Here is a 14,267-nt window from a genome sequence, read left to right on the forward strand (position 1 = left end):
CGTTCCAGTCACCGCTGCGGATTGGGCTGGCTTTCCGGCGTTTGAGCCGCGTAGTACGCGGCCAGGTCGGCAATGTCCTGGTCCGTCAGCGACTTGGCGATCGCCTCCATCGGCGCGAACTTGCGTGAACCCTTCTTGTATCCCTGCAATGCGTTTTCCAGGTACTTCGCGTTCTGACCGCCGAGCATCGGCACTTTGTAGACCTGTGGAAACGCGGCGCGATAGCCGGGAATGCCGTGGCAGCCAATGCACATGGCGACCTTCCCTTGTGCGGCGCGCGCGTTGCCGACCACGTCCGCCGCCGCAGTGCCGGCTGACCCGGCGAGCACCGCAATGGCAGCCATCACGACGAATCTGTTCATAAGCATCTAACCTGGCTGTAGGGGAATATCGGAGCGCTGAAACCGCGCAGGCCTGCACCGCCCTGCTCCGCATGAATCCGCTGGCGTTGAGCAGCCGGCCAAAAAACGGCGTATTGTAACCCCCGACGCGGGGAGCGTCCACTTGAGGGCCGGCACGTGACTGCACGCCGCGCAGTCAATCGTGCTGCAAGCAGCAAGCCGTCTCTGCCTGCGTCAATTGGCCGCAGCGAAATGCAGTATTGGGGGCACTCGATGGCCCACGCTGTCACCGGTCAACGCGCCGATGGCGTGCACGCGCCCTAGGCGCAGTGAGTCAACTGCACGGCCGGTGGCAATGCGGCTTCTACCTTATACTGGCATTTTCGTGCCCCCGCGCCGATCATGCCACCCGACCGTTTCGAAGGTTCTTCACAGTATGGCGTGACCGATGACCTGAAGCTGGCCGTCAACGCCGCGATCACACTCGCGCGTCCGCTGCTGATCAAGGGCGAGCCCGGCACCGACAAGACGATGCTGGCCGAGCAGGTCGCCGCAGGAAAAAGGCACAGATACACACCGCCGGCTAGTTGAGGCGACGGGCGGACTAGACAAGCTAATGGAGCGTCTCAAGTCATTGCTCGATGAGCAAAAGAAGCGGCACGAAGGCGGCAGCAAGTGGATCGGCACCGGCGGCACATCGCCGTTCGGCAATGGCGGCTACCACCCGGAAGGCATCCGGATCGGCGACGACACGGCCGGCAACCGCACCGCGGTCAAGGTCTGGGAAAGCCGGGCGTACCGCAACTACAACGACCAGCTGGAGTTGGGCACCCGTAACATCAAGGTCGCGCTGCGACGATTGCGGCGCTTCGCGCGTGACGATGCCGCCGAGGAGTTGGACCTACCCGACACGATCCGCAGCACCGCCGCCAATGCCGGCTGGCTCGACATCAAGATGGTGCCCGAGCGCCACAACAGCGTGAAAGTGTTGATGTTGCTCAATGTCGGCGATCAGTTCCCCCCTCCATGCGTGGCTGAACCCGAAGCCGGAAGGCTTAGGGGAATATCGGCATTCGGTTGTGGTGATCCGCCAGTTGCTTGGAACCGCATGTACCCGGTCACGCTCGCCGGCATCAAAAGCGCGATGCGCATCCTCAGCAAGTAACCCCTCCCATCTATGACTGCGCCCTCACCACCCGACCCGGCTGCACCGCCCACGCTACGCGCGCCGCTGCGTCCGATCGGTGACACCTCGCTGTCGGCGCTGGTCGCCGGTTTCGTGGCCGCGATGACGGGCTACACCAGCTCGATCGCATTAATATTCCAAGCCGGCCGCGCCGCGCACCTGAGCGACGCCCAGATCTCATCGTGGATCTGGGCGCTGTCGATCGGCATGGCGGTCACGGCCATCGGGCTGTCGCTGCGTTTTCGCACGCCAATCGTCATCGCCTGGTCCACGCCCGGCGCTGCGCTGCTCATCACCAGCCTGCCCGGGGTGCCATACGCCGAGGCGATCGGCGCTTTCGTCGTGTGCGCGGCGCTGCTGACCCTGGTCGGCATCACTGGCCGCTTCGACTCATGGATGGCGAGGATCCCGTCGGGTATCGCCGCCGCCCTATTGGCCGGCATTTTGTTCGAGATCGGCAGTGCGATCTTTGTCCAGGCGAGCCAGCAACGCGTACTGGTGCTCACGATGTTCGTCGCCTACCTTGTGATCAAACGCGTCTGTCCGCGCTATGCGATCGCCCTTACGCTGGTGGTCGGTACCGTGCTGGCCGGCGCGCTCGGCCTGATCGATTTCAGCCATTTAAGCATCGCGCTCGCGCATCCCGTGTTCACCCGCCCGTCGTTCTCCATCGCCGCGTCGGTCAGCATCGGCGTGCCGCTGTTCATTGTCGCGATGGCTTCGCAGAACGTGCCAGGCCTAGCGGTACTGCGCGCGCACGGCTATGGCACGCCATCGGCGCCGTTGATTGCTACGACTGGGATCGCATCGCTGCTGCTGGCACCGTTCGGCTCGCATGGGATCAACCTCGCGGCCATCACTGCGGCGATCTGCACCGGTCGCGACGCCCACGAGGATCCGGCAAAGCGCTACACCGCCGCCGTATGGTGCGGCGTGTTCTACTTGCTGGCCGGCGTCTTCGGCGCGACGATCGCAGCGCTATTCGCTAGCCTGCCCAAGGCACTGATCGTGTCAGTCGCCGCGCTGGCGCTGTTCGGCTCGATCATGACCGGCCTGAACCACGCGATGCAGGATGCCCGGCAACGCGAAGCGGCATTCATTACCTTCATGGTGACCGCCTCCGGGTTCACGCTGCTGTCGATCGGCTCGGCCTTCTGGGGCCTGGTGGCCGGCATCGTCGCGAACACCATCTTGAACTGGCGCCGCTGAACGCGGCGGCAAGCCGGCATCTGGCATCTGGCGTTCGGCGAAACGATGAACCAGTGGAGCATCGGCCGGTCGGACGACTATCGGACACCGCGCGGCTGCGAGACAATGGCAGCAATCAGCGCGGTAACCCGCGATATGACCCGCAAGGAACCTAGCCATGACGACTGCACTGGACCAGTTGAAGCAGTACACGACCGTCGTCGCCGACACCGGCGATTTCCAACAACTCGCACGTTACAAGCCGCGGGACGCGACGACTAATCCATCGCTGATCCTTAAGGCGGTGCAGAAGGACGACTACCGCCCGCTGCTTGAAAAAACCGTACGCGATCACGCTAGCCGGCCCGTCGGCGACATCATTGATCGATTGTTGGTCGCATTTGGCGTCGAGATCCTGAAGATCGTCCCGGGGCGAGTGTCAACAGAAGTGGACGCACGGCTCTCGTTTGACGTCCGCAGGAGCGTCGAGAAGGCACATCAGCTGATCGCACTCTACGAGGCTGCGGGCATTGGCCGTGAGCGTGTGCTGATCAAGCTTGCGTCGACGTGGGAAGGCGTGCGCGCCGCCGAGGTGTTGCAGCAGGAAGGGATCAATTGCAACATGACGTTGCTGTTCTCGCTCGCCCAGGCGGTCGCCTGCGCGGAAGCTCGGGCTAAGCTGATTTCACCATTCGTTGGCCGCATCTACGACTGGTACAAAAAAAGTGCCGGCGCGAACTGGGACGAGGCCCGCGACGGCGGCGCCAACGATCCCGGCGTGCAGTCGGTCAAGCGTATCTACGCGTACTATAAAAAGTTCGGCTACCCGACTGAGGTGATGGGCGCAAGCTTCCGCACAACGAGCCAGATCGTCGAGCTTGCCGGCTGCGACCTGCTGACGATCAGCCCGGACTTGCTACAGAAGCTGCACGAGAGCAACGAGCCCGTGCAGCGCAAGCTCTGCCCACAGCAGGCGGCCAGTGTGCCGATCGAGCGCGTCGCGCACGATGAGCCGACGTTCCGCTACCTGCTGAATGACGAGGCCATGGCCACCGAGAAGCTGGCTGAAGGCATTCGCCTGTTCGCGGCAGACGCGGTCAAGCTCGAGCAGTTGATTACAGCATTGCGCTAAGTGGGCTCTATACCGACAAGCTTGGCGCACGCATCGACTTTATCATGCGCTTCAAGGCGTCGCTGGATACGGACATGCCGGGCATACCCTGCCCTAACTACCGTGGCCTGGCCCTGTCCATCAACACCGATGACCTGGCTGGCGGGCAGCAGATCTTTGACGCACTAACCGACGAAGGCAACGTGATGATGCCGTTTGGCGCGACGCTCTGGAGTACGGGCTTCGATATGTTGTTGACGAACCGCTTTGGCATTGGCGGGATGGTCAGCGCACCACATCCAGGATAAATCCAAACCATCGATGACACATCCTTCTGTTCCTGCTTCGGCGATACCCGCCAGGCCATCGGGCGCGCCGGCACCGACGATGGGCCCTTTGCGGCGCTGCCATTGGTGCGGCACCGGTGCCGAGTATTGCGCTTACCATGACATGGAGTGGGGTTTTCCGGTCGATGACGACCGCCGGCTGTTCGAGAAGCTGTGCCTCGAGGGGTTCCAGGCCGGACTGAGCTGGCTGACGATCCTGCGCAAGCGGGAAGCCTTTCGCGCCGCATTCGCCAACTTCGACATCGAGAAGATGGCCCGGTTTACCGAGTGCGACGTGCAGCGGTTGCTCGGCGACGCCGGCATCATCCGCCACCGGGGCAAGATCGAGGCTGCGATCCATAACGCACGCCGCGCGCTGGCGCTGCTCGATAGCGAGCGCTCGCTGGCTGCCTACCTGTGGCGCTTCGAGCCAGACCCGCGGAGCCGGCCGCGCAAGCTGACACGCGACGTGCTCAGCACAATGACGACGTCCCCCGAGTCGATTGCGTTGTCGAGAGACCTGAAGCGGCGCGGTTGGAAATTCGTCGGGCCGACGACGATGTACGCGATGATGCAGGCGATGGGCCTGGTCAACGACCATCAGCACGATTGCAGCGTGCGGGCCGATGTCGATCGGGCACGTGCCGCCTTTCAGGTGCCGCGCTGATTGGCCGATCAGCACCAGCTCTTCAAAATTTAGATGGAAAGACCCGTGCAAGAGAAGTGAAATCAAGCACGGCCGGCAACTCCCTGCGAGACGCCGGCTAATCGCCCATCGCAATAATCTGTTCAACTGTTCGCATGCGGACGCGAACACATCATCCGGCACGCGCTTCCACGGATGAGCCTTCGTAGCAAACGAATTGGTGTCGTTGAAATCGGCAGTTGTCATCGCAAGCCTGATGACCATGCCGGTTCGCTCGTTGAACGGTTTTGGTGACAGGACCAGCATCGGATGCAAATCCTTCATTCGCGGCCGACCCGGGCCAAGTAGATCGCCTTGTTGCTCACTACGCCTTCGTCGCGGATCTTGACCCGCAGCGCGTCGAAGAACACCATCGGATACATCGGTTCGAGCGGCCGCTGCTACCATGCGCGCACTTCATCGGTCACCGTGCTAATGAAGTTTGGCGATACCTCGATACCGTACCTCTCCAGCAGAAAACCCTGAATCTCACGCATGCTCATGCCGCACGCGTACATCGCGATGCTTTCAACGCCTGGGCGCCGCCCATTGCTCGCAATCTCCACGATATCGATTAGACTCAAGTCGCGTTGCCGCAGTGTGGGCCCATGCTCGAGCACTGCCTTCAATGCCTGAGCGCCACCGCTATTGCCCGCCATTTTGACGATTTGACATCCTCCCCGCCCTAAAGGACGGAGATTCCTACGGTGCTCAAGCCGCGATGGCCTGAGTCACTTCGGTGGGTTCCTGCTTCGCCGGGCAGCCTGACTGCGCCGTCCCTCCACAGGCAATCACGGCATGTCCTGCCGCTAAAATATTAAGCGCGCCGACGTGATCGGCGTTCGCTTCGTGTGAGCACTTAACGCAGGCGAACCGCGCTTGCGTCTTTCGATTCTGTGCCGATACGTGACCGCAGCATGGACATGTGCGACTCGTATTCTGCGGCGCAACGGCGACGAAATAGCCGCCGCGCCATGCCGTTTTGTACTCCAACTGCCGACGAAACTCTCCCCAGCCCTGATCCAGGATGGCCTTGTTAAGACCGCTCTTCGCACGGACGTGGCGTCCTGGCGCTTGCGCAGTTCCCGATGCGGATTTCGTCATGTTGCGCACTTTCAGGTCTTCGACGGCAATCATTGCGTGTTTTTTGCTGATAGCGTCTGAAGCCTTGTGTAGAAAGTCTGCGCGGGCATCGGCGATACGCACGTGCAGGCGCTGGATGCGCGCCTTCGCCTTCTTCCAGTTCGCCGAACCCTTTACCTTACGCGCCATCCGGCGCTGATACTTCGCGAGCCGTTGCTCGTGCTTGCGGAAGCTAGCGAGCGGCGCGACGAATGAGCCATCGCTCAGTGTGGCAAAGCGGCTCACACCAACGTCGATACCCACGGCCGTGCCCTGCGCAACCGGTGGCTCTACCTCGCGGGCGGTGAGAATGCAGACGTACCACTTACCGGCGCGCCGCGAGACGGTTGCGCTGCGGACCTCACCGAGCACGACACGGCTATTCCGATAGCGCAGCCAGCCCAGCTTTGGGACTTTGATGCGCCCACTCTTTCGATCGACGGCAATCTGTTTTTTGTCGGGATACAGAAAGCCATCGTGCTCACCCTTACGCTTGAAGCGCGGGAAACTGGCGTGGCCTTTGAAAAAGTTTGTGTAGGCGCGCTCCAGATGCTTCAGCGCATGCTGCTGCGCATGGACCGGCGCATCCTTGAGCCACGGCGTTTCCTCGCTGTTGCGCCATTGCGTCAGGCGCTTCGCCATATCGACATAGCCGATAAACTTCTCGCCGGCCGCGTGGTTCTCCTTCTGCAACGCCAGCGCCTTGTTATAGACGAAGCGGCACGCGCCGGCGAACTGGCGCATGGCGCGCTGCTGTTCGCCAGTCGGCATGAGCTCGAATCGGAAGGCTTGGAAGCGTTGCATTCTCGTAGAATACAATTGGTCTATGGAAAATGAAAACGATATTCGACATGAGCGCCATTGCAAAAGATTGAGTACGGCTGGTAAGCTGAGCCCGATCACTTGCCCGCCTATCCATTTCAAGCACTCCGTGCCATTGACAGACACGTACTTCGAATGGCAGGTGAAACGCGTTGCGCTCGACAGCGAACGCTTCACCTACTGAGCGAAGCTGAGTGGGCGCCCTGACCATGAGCGTGATAGCGCTCAACATGGATCGCTCGTAAACAGGATTGTGCTTCAGTGGTCTAGGCAATGCCCTTGTGAGTGTTTAGACGTTGGATGGCGTGTGGGTCGTATTCGACAATTTCGGCGGCAAGCGGTCAATCAGTTCGCCATTCTGTTCGGTGAGCGATTCACCGCCGCCATCAGCTGAAATTTTTAACCGACCTCAGCATACGGAATTTCCGACACCTCCCCATCTCGAAGAAGAGAATACCCGCGAACATTTTGAACCTGCCCGACTACGCCGTTCTGGCGGTCGAGCACGACGATCACGACTACCACCTCTGTGTCGAGGTGAAGCAGCCACCTACACACTGCCCAAACTCCAACTCGCACCGACTTGTCGGCTTCGGACGCTGCGAACCGCTTGTCAAGGACCTGCCGATGCATGGCAAGCGCGTCGGTATGTACGTCAACACACGACGCATGCAGCGCCGAGCTTACGTTAAGACCTTCAGCGAGACGCTTTCCGAGGTAAACGAGAAGTTCCCCATGACCAAGCACCGAGCCGACTGGATTGGCAAAACAAAGGATCATGACCGATGGTTTGCTTAAACCTCACTTTTGCTATATGCCACCGGCGGTGCTCGAACCGATTTTCTCTGTCCCTTTTTGTGAGGTTTGTTCCTAGATACAAGCCGGTTCTATGTACGAGAGATTTTTGTGGGGAAAAGCGACTTGGCATACCCCAGCAGGGGCGTTTAATGTAAATATGCGTTATCCGTTACTCCATTGCGCTGTTGGAGAATCCAATGAATCCTCGTATTGATGTTGAAACTGCCCGGGCAGCGGACGCGTTCCTGCAACGCGTCGCCGGTCGCTATTCGGTGAGTCGAGCGATCTTGTTCGGTAGTCGCGCACGTCACGCGCACGGGCCGGAGAGCGACGCGGATATTGCCGTGGTTCTACTGGGGCAACATGGCAAGCGCATACCGATCGCGTTGGACATGGCCGGTATTGCGTTCGATGTGCTTTTGGAGACGGGCGTGCTGGTCGAAGCGTTGCCGCTTTGGGAGGATGAGATGGAGCGTCCTGAACTGTTTAGTAACCCGGCATTGATCAGAAACATCCGTCGCGAGGGCATTGTGCTATGAGCATGACGGCCGAAGACTACATCGCCAAGGCGGGGCGCGCACTCGAAGAGGCGCATGTACTGCTGAATGCGGGCGGGTTTGAAGGGGCATGCAATCGAGCCTACTATGCGATGTTTGATGCTGCACATGCGGCGTTGCTCGTGACGGGCGTGACAGTGCCAGACGCATCACCGAAAAAGCACCGTAGCCTTATCGCTTCTTTCGGCCTAAATTAGTGAAAGCTGGCATGGTCGAGTCGGAACTAGGCAGCGCGCTCAACAAGGTTGAACGGCTGCGACGACTCGCCAACTACACTGGCGAGACCGTCACCGAGGAGGACCCTCGCTGGGCCGTTGAACAGGCGGGTAAATTGGTGAATACGGTGCGCGAGCACATGTTGCCCAACAAGTCCACTTCGCGGCCGTCTGCGCCGCGCCCGTAATAAGGTTGGCCAGAACGTCTGGCGGCAACTATCCCCCCATCGTCTGTCTCGGCCAAAGTTAAAGTAGGCCGGTTTTGGGCGGTCCCTCCAGTGGGGCAAGGCTGAGCATGCCACGCCACGCTATCCACTGGACGATCGCGCTGCGGCTCACCAAGACTGGGCTTGAGCGAAGCGACCGGCAGTTTCCCCGCGATAACGCGCATTTTATCGACGCGCTGCAATCATGCTCGCGGTAACAGGGGCAATGTATCTGCTTGGAAGAGCAAAAGGTGGGCGACGGCAAGGACTAGCGAGGGGAGGAACACTATAGATACAAGACCTGCGGCGAGCCTATGTCGGAAACACAGCGGCCGTGACGATGACGAAGAGAACGGAGAACCGCATGATGCCGATGATGCTGTGAGCATGTCGGCACTGCTGCGGCTTATCCGCCGACTTGTGTTACCCGCCAAAAACCTCGCGCTTGTGACGTATCGCTGCGCGCCTGTGCTCACTTTTCGCTAGCCTGCTGCGTAACCTCGCGACGCGTGGCGTCTTCTTTCCTTCTTGCTGAGCTTGCCGATGGACTTCGATCTGAATGCCGCTTTAAACGACTATCAGGCCTATATCTGCGCGTTAGAGGCTCGCCCGACACCTGCCGCGTCGGCGCCCCCACCGCCGCAGCCGCCCAGCGCCGCGTGGGCCAACTCATCGGCCAAGCGGCCCGCCACCTACCAGGACCTGCCGAGCGAAGTCATCGCGCGCATTGGTGACTACGTGCCCGTCCAAGACGTGATGGCGTTTGCTACCGTCGATCGGCGTACCTATTATGCGATGCAGACCCGGCGCCTCGTTCACAGCTATTGGCAACGGGCGAAACAGGCGGTGAGTCATGAGTCAATCAGCCAGTTGCTCGATGAGATGGACGGCACGCTCGCCAATCCAGCGCAGCACGTTGAACCCATGGAGGCCCTGTGCCAGCGGCTGCGAGCATTACATAGCGCAGACCGCGGCGATGTGTTCAAGCGTTTATTCGCAGCCGCGCAGCGTATCCCGCAAGGCGGCATGCAGATACAAAAAGCGCTGTTGCTCATGCACCGAGCTTTCACCTATGAGCGTGAATGGATGGAACTGTTTGATTTTGCCTACACGCTGGCCGAACAGCGCGAGCCCGGGCAAGACAATGTGTGGCCGGAACTGGCGCTTGGACTGTCGAATTTCTCACCCGATACCCCTGAGACCCCTCACTTTGCTCAGTGGTATAACGCGATTCTGGCGCGGCTGCCGTCATTGAGCGTAGCCGAGCAAGCACAGATCATTCCCACATTGACCCGTTTACTCCATAAGTTTCGCCCGGAAGACCCGCGCATCCCTGAACTCTATACGCTCTTACACAACTACGCGTTACACCTGCCACCTTCTCATCAAGGCGCATCGGCCGGCGCGTTGGCAAGTTGCGTGTGGCGCTTAACGGAAGCGGAGCAACCCGCGCGGTATGCGCAAATGCGCGATTGGGCGCTGTCGCTGCCCGACGACCAGTGGGGGATCGCACTGCGGCGTTTACCTGCAGGGCTGGATGGTTTATCGCCTAAACAACAAGCGCAGGAACTGGCGTTGCTTGAACGCTATTTGGCGCGCGTGCCCGCAGCGCAGCGCCCGCAGGCGGCAGTCGGGATAATCTTCTGTCTTCATTTTATGAACGACTCGCTGTCAAAACGGGTGTGGCAGCAGGGACTGAGTCTACTGAACGGTGTGGATGAAACTACTTTATGGAAAGTACTGAGTGAACTTCGGAACGAATATGTGCTATGTAACCTGAACAATCGCCAATGGAAAGTGGCAAAGAGCGAAATCATGCGCTTTATAAAGGCCAACCAGTTTTCCAAGCCAACCCAGGCGCGAATCCAAGACAGTGAATCCTGGCTCAGAAGTTGGCCAGATTAACAGCTACAGCAGCTTAAGTACATAATCGTTGGGGAATTTCGCCGCATAGAGATGGCGGGTATCGACATCTCGGAGGACGGAAATTCACTCAAGTAATCGGTAAACGCACCAGAAGCGCCCAAGCTTGAGCCAGTTTATCTAATCAAGGGACTATCACAGCATGCACATCAGTTGCGTGCTGTGCGCCGCCATCGCGATGATCGGCGCCTACGGCTTCGCAAGGCCAGCCACGTTGCTGCTCTACGCGCGGCACATCGAACAACGGTCCGCGCCAGTGGCGCAAAATGTTCGTACATTGGAATGTTTTTTCGCAGCGCCAAGTATTGCGCCAAGCTCGAACGCTCTTTTAGGACAAGCAACCCGTCAAGCTCAACATGGACGGCTCTCAGGGCTAAACAAAGTTGGTTCGAAACTCAGGCAAATTGGTCCATCGTTGGGTAAGGTTGGATCAAAGCTGAGCGAGGTCGGCTTAGCGTTGGGTGAAGCCAACGCGGACTGCATGGCGGGTTGCCCGCCGTTCCTAAAAACGAACCGAGCTAACTGGGCGCCACGACAGCATCGCGCGCACTGCAAGAAGACAGTAGCGTATGCGAAAAATGCCGTAGCAAAACGTACACTATGGCCTGAAGCCGAATACAATAAATTGTCTGGCCAAATGTGCTGGGATGCAGTTAAGTACTGTGCGTTTAGAGCGAACATCATTACCGAGGATGAATACGATGCGCTCAACGCCCGGTGGGATTTGGTCACGCCGCATGACTCGCGCATACGCAATAGCGATGATCTTAAAAACGTGCCACCGGGACACGCGCTCGGCTTTTTCAGAATTGAACACTTTGCAGCCAGCAGTGCTTCTAACGTGAGAATGGATCCCTTTCACGTCATGCTTAACACCGGTGGCAATAAGGCCGCTGGGAATAAAAACGACTGCGTTGGTTTGGGCGATATGTTCGGCTGGGAAGAGCGCGATCTAAGCCAATTGAAATGGTATCAAGGCGCAGTCGTCGCGCCGAAGGGGGGGACGTTACGGTGGATCCTGCTCATCAAGACGCGCTAAGGCAGTTTCCGGAAGAGATTGTGGCGCGCGCCAAAACAGTTCCATTTAATAAGCTCAAGGAAACTGATGAGCATTACGAGCAAATCGTTGAGGCGGGCGTTTTGCTGAACAGGTTTGTGTTTCTCGGACTCACCCACCGGCCCATCAGCAAGATCGGCCAAGCGCCCACATTGGCGCAATCGAGCAACCAAGCCTCCACATCATCACAACCGCAATGATTCACGCCGACAGCTCGTGTTCTGCGGCGCAGCCTCACACGTGGTGTGTTTGATGCATGCGTACACATACGGCCACGCAGCAACATGCTGCCCTCCTCCGAGGGACGCGTGATTGGCCAGCAGTTACGGATGAGTGACACCGCTAAATGATTCAACATATGCACCACATAGCGATGTTGCACGTTGGTTCGATCAATTCCTTTAATGCAGTGGGCTTGACCATCAACAAAAATTGCGACTTGTTGTCACCAGTGAGCCCAATAAATACGACAGATCCACCAGGCGCTGAGCGACTAAATGGGTCACCTCGCCTTGCCGTTGCCAAACGCCATAGACGGCAAGCAGCGACGCACCCAGCGCCTCCTTGCGCTGGCGCTCCAGTAGTGACGGCCAAATAATCACGTTCGTGTAGCCGCTCTCATCTTCAAGCGTCACAAACAGCACGCCTTTTGCCGTGCCGGGGCGCTGACGCACCGTCACCAGGCCGCACGCGCGCGCCAGTTGCCCGTCACGATAGCGTTGCAAGGCTGCGGCCGGCAGCAAACGCCGGTGTCGCGTCGTCATCGCTAGTTGCACGCAGCAGATCCTTGTCAGGCACCGCGGCGAGCGCGTGCCACAGCGCCGCGCGGCGATTGCCCGCAAGGCTCGCCAGTGCATTGGCGCTGGCCAACGCCTGCAGATCGCGCCGCGTGAGCTGCGCGCGCCGCGCCAGATCCGTCACATCCGCAAAGGGCCGCACCGCACGGGCCAGTTCGATGCGCGCGGCCGCGTCCTCTGCCAAGCCGCGGATCAGCGACAGGCCCAGTCGCACCGGCGCATCCAGGATGTGTCCTTGCAGCGTGCTGTCCCAGTCGCTCACGGTCACATCCACCGGCAGCACCTCGACGCCATGCCGGCGCGCATCCTGCACCAGTTGTGACGGCGTATAAAAGCCCATCGGTTGGCTGTTCAGCAACGCGCACAGAAACACGGCCGACGCATGGCATTTGAGCCACGCGCTCACGTACACAAGCAGCGCGAAGCTGGCCGCATGACTTTCCGGAAAGCCATACTCGCCAAAACCCCGGATCTGCGCGAAGATCGATTCGGCGAACGCCCGATCGTAGCCGCGTGTGACCATGCCGTGCACAATGCGCTCGTAATACTGCTCAAGGCCGCCTTGACTGCGCCAAGCGGCCATGGCGCGGCGCAGTTGATCCGCTTCTCCCGCAGTAAAGCCGGCGGCCAGCATCGCCACTTGCATCACTTGCTCTTGGAAGATCGGCACCCCGAGTGTGCGCGCTAGCGCCGTTCGCATCGCGTCGCTCGGATCGCAGGCGGGACAACATGCTCATCTGCGCGCGATTCGATCTGGAATACGCCGACAGTGTCGGCACGGCTGATCATCTCGTAGGTGGCCGTATCCTCAGCGGGGATATCGGGCAGCCCGAACGGCTCGCCGCGCTGGTGAGCAACAAGCGCCAACGCGCGCCGAACCTTCCCCTTGTCCCCATCCTCGGCATCATAAGCGTCTTCCAACTCTTGCTATTAACCTATTTCTCAAATCAACCCATTAGGTTAAAATGGCTGCATGGAGAAAGGTACCCCGCACTGTAAACTGCCAGTCGTCAAAGATTTGGTCAGGGTCGGACAAGTCCGGGCCACAGCTAGCGCCTACAGTGGAGCGCGTGAACTTGGCATCAATGATCTGGCCGGGATGTGTGCCGTTGTTTTGGCGCTCACTCCTGCCGACTTCTACAAGAGCATGACGACCCATGCCAATCATCGTATTTGGCAGGACGTGTATCACGCCAGGACAGCAATTGGCGATCAGGTGTACCTGAAGCTGACCGTCATTGATGACGTGCTGATCGTTTCTTTCAAGGAGCTGTGACCATGAAATGCCCATGCTGCGGCGCGGCGGAACTGATCCACGATACCCGCGATGTGCCCTACACTTACAAAGGTGAAACCACCTCCATTCCAGCGGTAACAGGCGACTTTTGCCCTGCCTGCGGTGAAGTCGTCTTGGACCGTGAACACGGCGACCGCTATAGCGAACTGGTGGGCTTGTTCCAGCGTCAAGTCAATGCCGCCTATGTTGATCCCGGCTATATCTCCAAAGTGCGCAAGAGGCTCGGCCTTGACCAGCGGCAGGCTGCCGAACTTTTCGGCGGTGGCGTCAATGCTTTCTCGCGCTACGAGAATGGCAAGACTAAACCGCCGCTGGCCTTGGTCAAGCTGTTCAAGTTGTTGGATCGTCACCCAGACCTGCTTAACGAGGTCAAAACCGTCTGACAGACTGGAAAACGCTAGTCGTAAGAGGGCGTCATCAATAATTTTAAAATTGCGCTAGCAAGCCGGCGTGCCGTTTAATGTGCCGGCAAGCAGCGTCGCGGTAGTAGGTCAAAAAACATAGATGCCGAACCGGTGCCCCCTGCCGTTGCCCGCTTGCACCGCCTGCCTGTCATACCGCGGCTTATCCGCCGGCTTGTGTTACCCGCCAAAAACCTCGCGCTTGTGACGTATCGCTGCGCGCCTGTGCTCACTT

At 59.4% G+C, this 14,267-nt stretch carries 15 protein-coding genes and 4 pseudogenes; 15 read left to right on the plus strand and 4 right to left on the minus strand.

Annotated features, from left to right (window positions below; genetic code table 11):
• Nucleotides 1–8: 8 nt before the first annotated feature.
• Nucleotides 9–362, minus strand: coding sequence for a c-type cytochrome (locus tag KPG66_RS09755; protein ID WP_041753746.1), 354 nt, complete (start codon nt 360–362; stop codon nt 9–11).
• 381 nt (nt 363–743) lie between these two features.
• Here KPG66_RS09755 and KPG66_RS09760 point away from each other — a divergent pair.
• From KPG66_RS09760 to KPG66_RS09785, 6 genes and pseudogenes are all read left to right on the plus strand, one after another.
• Nucleotides 744–896 (plus strand): annotated as a pseudogene (locus KPG66_RS09760) (AAA family ATPase); the annotation flags it as partial.
• Nucleotides 877–1,506 (plus strand): annotated as a pseudogene (locus KPG66_RS09765) (hypothetical protein); the annotation flags it as partial. The pseudogenes KPG66_RS09760 and KPG66_RS09765, both read left to right, overlap by 20 nt.
• 12 nt (nt 1,507–1,518) lie before the next feature.
• Nucleotides 1,519–2,736: a benzoate/H(+) symporter BenE family transporter gene (locus KPG66_RS09770; protein ID WP_013435980.1), complete on the plus strand. Its 1,218-nt coding sequence runs from the start codon at nt 1,519–1,521 to the stop codon at nt 2,734–2,736.
• A gap of 157 nt (nt 2,737–2,893) precedes the next feature.
• Complete coding sequence (gene tal, locus KPG66_RS09775) at nt 2,894–3,847, plus strand: transaldolase (protein WP_013435982.1); 954 nt, start codon at nt 2,894–2,896, stop codon at nt 3,845–3,847.
• Between the two features lie 44 nt (nt 3,848–3,891).
• On the plus strand, nt 3,892–4,134 hold the full coding sequence (locus tag KPG66_RS09780) for a PhnB protein (RefSeq protein WP_013435983.1): 243 nt from the start codon (nt 3,892–3,894) through the stop codon (nt 4,132–4,134).
• 79 nt (nt 4,135–4,213) lie between these two features.
• The gene (locus KPG66_RS09785) at nt 4,214–4,819 is read left to right on the plus strand and encodes a DNA-3-methyladenine glycosylase I (RefSeq protein ID WP_041753747.1); all 606 of its coding nucleotides are present in this window, start codon (nt 4,214–4,216) and stop codon (nt 4,817–4,819) included.
• A 317-nt stretch (nt 4,820–5,136) separates the two neighbouring features.
• On the opposite strand, the pseudogene KPG66_RS17995 reads toward KPG66_RS09785, so the two are convergent.
• Together KPG66_RS17995 and KPG66_RS09795 are read right to left on the minus strand one after the other, a co-directional pair.
• A pseudogene (locus KPG66_RS17995) lies at nt 5,137–5,361 on the minus strand (transposase); the annotation flags it as partial.
• Nucleotides 5,362–5,548: 187 nt separating this feature from the next.
• Nucleotides 5,549–6,763: an RNA-guided endonuclease InsQ/TnpB family protein gene (locus KPG66_RS09795; RefSeq protein WP_041753748.1), complete on the minus strand. Its 1,215-nt coding sequence runs from the start codon at nt 6,761–6,763 to the stop codon at nt 5,549–5,551.
• Between the two features lie 486 nt (nt 6,764–7,249).
• On the opposite strand from KPG66_RS09795, the gene KPG66_RS09800 reads away from it, so the two are divergent.
• From KPG66_RS09800 to KPG66_RS09830, 7 genes are all read left to right on the plus strand, one after another.
• Nucleotides 7,250–7,579: a transposase family protein gene (locus tag KPG66_RS09800; RefSeq protein ID WP_041753750.1), complete on the plus strand. Its 330-nt coding sequence runs from the start codon at nt 7,250–7,252 to the stop codon at nt 7,577–7,579.
• A 197-nt stretch (nt 7,580–7,776) separates the two neighbouring features.
• Nucleotides 7,777–8,118, plus strand: coding sequence for a nucleotidyltransferase family protein (locus KPG66_RS09805; protein ID WP_237070771.1), 342 nt, complete (start codon nt 7,777–7,779; stop codon nt 8,116–8,118).
• Nucleotides 8,115–8,333, plus strand: a complete 219-nt coding sequence (locus KPG66_RS09810) for a HEPN domain-containing protein (protein ID WP_013435990.1) — start codon at nt 8,115–8,117, stop codon at nt 8,331–8,333. Before KPG66_RS09805 ends, KPG66_RS09810 begins: the two co-directional genes overlap by 4 nt.
• Before the next feature lie 11 nt (nt 8,334–8,344).
• Nucleotides 8,345–8,539, plus strand: coding sequence for a hypothetical protein (locus tag KPG66_RS09815; RefSeq protein ID WP_232509288.1), 195 nt, complete (start codon nt 8,345–8,347; stop codon nt 8,537–8,539).
• A 546-nt stretch (nt 8,540–9,085) separates the two neighbouring features.
• On the plus strand, nt 9,086–10,462 hold the full coding sequence (locus KPG66_RS09820; RefSeq protein WP_013435992.1) for a hypothetical protein: 1,377 nt from the start codon (nt 9,086–9,088) through the stop codon (nt 10,460–10,462).
• A gap of 160 nt (nt 10,463–10,622) precedes the next feature.
• Entirely contained in the window at nt 10,623–11,519 is an 897-nt protein-coding gene (locus KPG66_RS09825; protein WP_013435993.1) for a hypothetical protein, read from the plus strand.
• Complete coding sequence (locus KPG66_RS09830; RefSeq protein WP_157864419.1) at nt 11,492–11,737, plus strand: hypothetical protein; 246 nt, start codon at nt 11,492–11,494, stop codon at nt 11,735–11,737. The genes KPG66_RS09825 and KPG66_RS09830 overlap by 28 nt, the downstream gene beginning before the upstream one ends.
• A gap of 222 nt (nt 11,738–11,959) precedes the next feature.
• Here the strand turns inward: KPG66_RS09830 and KPG66_RS09835 are convergent.
• Nucleotides 11,960–13,213 (minus strand): annotated as a pseudogene (locus KPG66_RS09835) (helix-hairpin-helix domain-containing protein); the annotation flags it as partial.
• Between the two features lie 94 nt (nt 13,214–13,307).
• Between KPG66_RS09835 and KPG66_RS09840 the strand changes: the two are divergent.
• Together KPG66_RS09840 and KPG66_RS09845 are read left to right on the plus strand one after the other, a co-directional pair.
• The gene (locus KPG66_RS09840; RefSeq protein WP_013435998.1) at nt 13,308–13,610 is read left to right on the plus strand and encodes a type II toxin-antitoxin system MqsR family toxin; all 303 of its coding nucleotides are present in this window, start codon (nt 13,308–13,310) and stop codon (nt 13,608–13,610) included.
• 2 nt (nt 13,611–13,612) lie between these two features.
• Nucleotides 13,613–14,014, plus strand: coding sequence for a type II toxin-antitoxin system MqsA family antitoxin (locus tag KPG66_RS09845; RefSeq protein ID WP_041753754.1), 402 nt, complete (start codon nt 13,613–13,615; stop codon nt 14,012–14,014).
• The last annotated feature ends 253 nt before the right edge of the window (nt 14,015–14,267 follow it).

The sequence above is a fragment of the Mycetohabitans sp. B2 genome (assembly GCF_021733735.1).
Classification (GTDB): Bacteria; Pseudomonadota; Gammaproteobacteria; order Burkholderiales; family Burkholderiaceae; genus Mycetohabitans; species Mycetohabitans rhizoxinica.